Annotated in this window: 4 protein-coding genes and 1 pseudogene; 1 reads left to right on the top strand and 4 read right to left on the bottom strand. The window is 70.8% G+C overall.

The features are described 5' to 3' along the window. Positions 1 to 79: 79 nt before the first annotated feature. The 4 genes and pseudogenes from ACFW2E_RS33790 to ACFW2E_RS33775 form a co-directional block, all read right to left on the bottom strand. Positions 80 to 379 (bottom strand): annotated as a pseudogene (locus ACFW2E_RS33790) (hypothetical protein); the annotation flags it as partial. Further along, positions 376 to 744 carry a WhiB family transcriptional regulator gene (locus ACFW2E_RS33785; protein ID WP_384471809.1) on the bottom strand — a complete coding sequence of 123 codons (369 nt, stop codon included), beginning with the start codon at positions 742 to 744 and terminating at the stop codon, positions 376 to 378. The gene ACFW2E_RS33785 and the pseudogene ACFW2E_RS33790, both read right to left, overlap by 4 nt. Before the next feature lie 175 nt (positions 745 to 919). Further along, complete coding sequence (locus ACFW2E_RS33780; protein ID WP_384471806.1) at positions 920 to 1,267, bottom strand: hypothetical protein; 348 nt, start codon at positions 1,265 to 1,267, stop codon at positions 920 to 922. Between the two features lie 137 nt (positions 1,268 to 1,404). Further along, positions 1,405 to 3,627, bottom strand: a complete 2,223-nt coding sequence (locus ACFW2E_RS33775) for an ATP-dependent DNA helicase UvrD2 (protein ID WP_384471803.1) — start codon at positions 3,625 to 3,627, stop codon at positions 1,405 to 1,407. Between the two features lie 181 nt (positions 3,628 to 3,808). On the opposite strand from ACFW2E_RS33775, the gene ACFW2E_RS33770 reads away from it, so the two are divergent. Next, positions 3,809 to 4,051 carry a mycoredoxin gene (locus ACFW2E_RS33770; protein WP_263212324.1) on the top strand — a complete coding sequence of 81 codons (243 nt, stop codon included), beginning with the start codon at positions 3,809 to 3,811 and terminating at the stop codon, positions 4,049 to 4,051. Positions 4,052 to 4,174 lie beyond the last annotated feature (123 nt).

The following is a 4,174-nucleotide window of genomic DNA, read 5'->3' as shown; positions in this document are numbered from 1 at the left end:
ACTCTCCCCCACCCCCGCGCCCGCCCGCTCTCTCCCCCCCCCACCCCCCACACCACCCGGACCCCCCCCCCCCGCCCGGGGCGCGCGGTGCGCCCCTCGCGGGGCGCGCGGCCCGGCGCTGCATCCGGCGGGCGGTCGCCAGGCGCACGGCCCGGCGTTCCCGCTCGGCCTCGTGCAGCCGGTCGTGCATATGCGCACGAGCCAGGGCTTCTGGGATGAGTTGCATCTCTCGGGTCCTGTTCTGACGCGAGTCGGTCGCGCCGGTGGAGGTGAAGTCTGGGGTCGCGGAGCCTGCGGGCTCGCTGGTGGACGGCTTCATCGGGGCCTGCTTCTTGGGGTCGTGCGTGAGGGGGCGGTCGATCGTTCCTGCGGTGTTCATGCCGTGACCGGGTTCTTGCGCGGGCGGCCACGCGGCCGCTTGCGGGCAACGACGACACCCTGGACGAACAGCTCGCCACCCCAGACGCCCCAGGGCTCACGCCGCTCCTTGGCGCCGGCGAGGCAGGCCTCGATCAGCGGGCAGGTGCGGCAGAGGGACTTGGCGTACTCGACGTCGGCCGGCGACTCGGCGAAGAAGACCTCCGGGTCGTAGGAACGGCAGGGGACGGGTACGCCGAGGTTCTCGATGGCGTCGTCGAGCGCGGTGAGCGCGGTGAGCGGGGTCAAGGTGGGGTCCTCCGTGGGGCCGGGCTTGGGGATCGTTTCGGAAGGCGGTACGGACGGGGCGTGCGCTTCGAGTTGCACGGTTCGTCTTCCTCGTCTGGTCGTTCCGGTCGGGTTGGACCGGGTGGCGGCTGGTACCGGGTTCTTTTCTTGTCCCGAGGCCCCTTCGCTCCGTCGTCCCCGTTCGGGGAAAACAGAAGGGCCGCGGATCCCGGATGGGGTTCCGCGGCCCTGAAGGCGCCGGCCTGATCATCGATCAGGCTGGATCACTCCAGGGTTCTGGCCCACGGAAGGCCCACATCAGGTCATGCTGCGTCGTCTGCTTCCGGCTACCGGCACCGGCCGCCGCAAAGGCATAGGCCTGTGCCTGTGCCTCTACCGCTTCCAGCGCCTTGGTCGGTCGCTCGTTGCGCTCACGGACGGGAAGGCCCGCGAGAGAAACGGAGGACGCCGGACGCACGGCAGGAATGCCGGACAGACCGGTGCCCAGGTTCGAGGCGCCGAGCATGCACAGGGAGACGGTCGAGCGATCGGTCATTTTGGCCGCGCTGCTGATGCTGGGGTTGATGCTGATCACTGGACTCGCCTCCTCTCGGCGTCTCATGGGCTGGGGTGAACCAGCCCGTTGGGATATGTAAGTACAGCACGGAATCGGGGCCTTCGAGAAGGCCGCCGTTTCCGTGCTTAGAACCTATGGGGATTGCTGGGGCATGCGCAAACTATTTTTTCGACGAGTTCGCATCAGTCGCGCTCGTCGTCTGCACCGACTTCCCGGCCTGCGCAGATGGCCAGAACTTCGGCTCCGTAGCGGTTGAGTTTGCGCGCGCCGACACCGGGGATGCGGGCCAGCTCTCCGTCGTCGTCGGGAACGGCCTCGGCGATGGCCATCAGCGTCTTGTCGGTGAAGACACAGAACGCCGGCTGCCCGCTGCGCCGGGCCTGCTCCGCCCGCCACTCGCGCAGCCGCTCGTAGAGGCCTTCGTCCATGTCGGTGGGGCAGTCCTCGCAGCGCATCAGCTTCATCTCGCCCGCGTCGGTGAGCGTGCGGCCGCAGACGCGGCAGCGGGCGGGGGTCCGTTGGGTACGCCGGGGGGCGGCCGTGGGGCCACTCCCGAATCCGCGCTCGACGCCCCCGGACGTGCCGGCCGCCGAGCGGCCGGTCGTGGCGGTGGAGCCGGGGCGCAGTCCGTCGAGGAAGCGGCTGGGGCGGCGGTTCGGACGGCCGCCGGGCGCTCGGGACAGGGACCAGGAGACGTGCAGCCGTTCTCTGGCGCGGGTCACGCCGACGTAGAGCAGCCGTCGTTCCTCCTCGATCTGCTCGTCGGTCTTTGCGTAGGTGATCGGCATCATGCCCTCGGCGACACCGACCAGGAAGACCACGTCCCACTCGAGACCCTTGGCGGAGTGCAGCGAGGCGAGGGTGACGCCCTGGACGGTGGGGGCGTGCTGGGCGTTGGCGCGCTCGTCGAGTTCGGCGACGAAGTCGCTCAGGGTGGCCTCGGGGCGGGTGGCCGCGAAGTCGTGGGCGAGGTTGACCAGCGCGGCCAGTGACTCCCAGCGTTCCCTGACGGCGCCGGAGCCGGCCGGTGGCTCGGGGGTCCAGCCCTCGCCCGACAGGACGGCGCGCACCTGGGACGGCAGGGTCACGGCATCGTCCAGGAGGGAGTCGTTGCCGCCGAAGCGGGCCGCGCCGCGCAGTGCGACACTCGCCTTGCGCACCTCGGGGCGGTCGAAGAATCGCTCGGTGCCACGCAGCTGGTAGGGCACTCCGGCGTCGGCGAGGGCCTGCTCGTAGGTCTCGGACTGCGAGTTGGTGCGGAACAGGATGGCGATCTCCGCGGCCGGAACGCCGGAGTCGATGAGCTCGCGGATACGGCGGGCGGCTCCTTCGGCCTCGGCGGGCTCGTCGGTGTACTCGGTGTGGACGGGGTCGGGGCCCGGGGACCGCTGGGAGATCAATTCGAGCCGGTGGTCGGCGGCGCGGCCGCGGGCCTGGGCGAGCAGGCCGTTGGCGAGGTGGACGACCTGCGGAGTGGAGCGGTAGTCGCGGACCAGCTTCACGACGGTGGCGCCCGGGTGGCGGGTGCGGAAGTCGAGAAGGTGATCGGGGGTTGCTCCCGTGAACGAGTAGATCGTCTGGCTGGCGTCACCGACGACGCACAGGCTGTCCCGGTCTCCGAGCCACAGCTCCAGCAGCCGCTGCTGGAGGGGGCTGACGTCCTGGTACTCGTCGACCACGAAGTGCTGGTACTGGGAGCGGACCTGCTCGGCGATGTCGTGCCGGTCCTGCAGAACAGCGACCGTCAGCAGCAGGACGTCCTCGAAGTCGATCACCGCCCGGTCACGCTTGAGGTCCTCGTAGACCGAGTAGAGCTGGGCGATCTCGGCCGGGTCCCGCGGGGCCTCGCGGCCTGCTTTCATGGCGGCGAGCGCGTAGTCGGCGGGGACGGTCTGGGTGACCTTGGACCACTCGATCTCGGCGGTGACGTCGCGCAGCTCTCCGCGGTCGAGGCGGATGCGGCAGGCGGCGGCCGCGTCGGCGACGAGCTGGATCTTGCGGTCGACGAGCCGGGGCATGGAGCCACCGATCGCTTTCGGCCAGAAGTACTGGAGCTGGCGCAGCGCCGCGGAGTGGAAGGTGCGGGCCTGGACCCCTTGGGCGCCGAGCTGGCGCAGGCGGCCACGCATCTCGCCGGCGGCGCGGTTGGTGAAGGTGACGGCGAGCACGCTGGAGGGGTGGAGGATCCCGGCGCGCACGCCGTAGGCGATGCGGTGGGTGATCGCCCGCGTCTTGCCCGTGCCGGCTCCGGCCAGCACGCACACCGGCCCGTGCAGGGCGGTGGCCACTTCGCGCTGCTCGGGATCGAGCCCTTCGAGCACCGCGTCGGCCCCGCTCGGCGCGGCCGAGTACGGGGAACCGCCGTGGCCCTGCGGGAAGAGGGTGGAGTGCGTTGCTGGTGTCACACAGCCATGCTGCCAGGTCGCCGGAGACGGCTGTGCCGGTTGTCCACAGGGAGGCCGCTGCAGTCGTACTAATGCGGCAGGCGTCACGTCGGACGCATACCCCCGGCGGGAATGGCGGCCGGGTCGCGTACGTTCCTGTGCTGGACGACCTTCCCCGAGCTGCCAGAGGAGCGCGAGCGAGATGCAGGGCACTGTGACGATGTACAGCACCACGTGGTGCGGCTACTGCCGTCGGCTGAAGAGCCAGCTGGACCGCGAGGGCATCGCGTACACCGAGATCAACATCGAGCAGGACCCGGAATCCGCGGCGTTCGTGGAGAAGGCGAATGGCGGAAACCAGACGGTTCCGACGGTGCGCTTCGCCGATGGCTCGACGCTGACGAACCCGTCGCTGGCGCAGGTGAAGCAGAAGATCGGCGTGTGACGGCTCCGACGGCCGAGGCCGTCGTGGCGAGGCCGGGGCCCCGGAGTGTGGGGGTGCCGCGGGTTGGGGGGGGGGGGTTGGGGGGGCGGGGGGGGGTGTCGGGGCGCCCGGGGGGGAGTTTCT

This window comes from Streptomyces sp. NPDC058964 (genome assembly GCF_042741275.1).
Taxonomy (GTDB): domain Bacteria; phylum Actinomycetota; class Actinomycetes; order Streptomycetales; family Streptomycetaceae; genus Streptomyces.
The sequence above is the reverse complement of the archived record's forward strand: the minus strand, read 5'-3'. Positions and strand labels throughout refer to the sequence as shown.

Excerpts from the sequence above, each read along its gene's own strand:
- ACFW2E_RS33770 (WP_263212324.1), top strand. The coding sequence starts at position 3,809 with ATGCAGGGCACTGTGACGATGTACAGCACCACGTGGTGCGGCTACTGC.
- ACFW2E_RS33780 (WP_384471806.1), bottom strand. The coding sequence starts at position 1,267 with ATGAGACGCCGAGAGGAGGCGAGTCCAGTGATCAGCATCAACCCCAGC.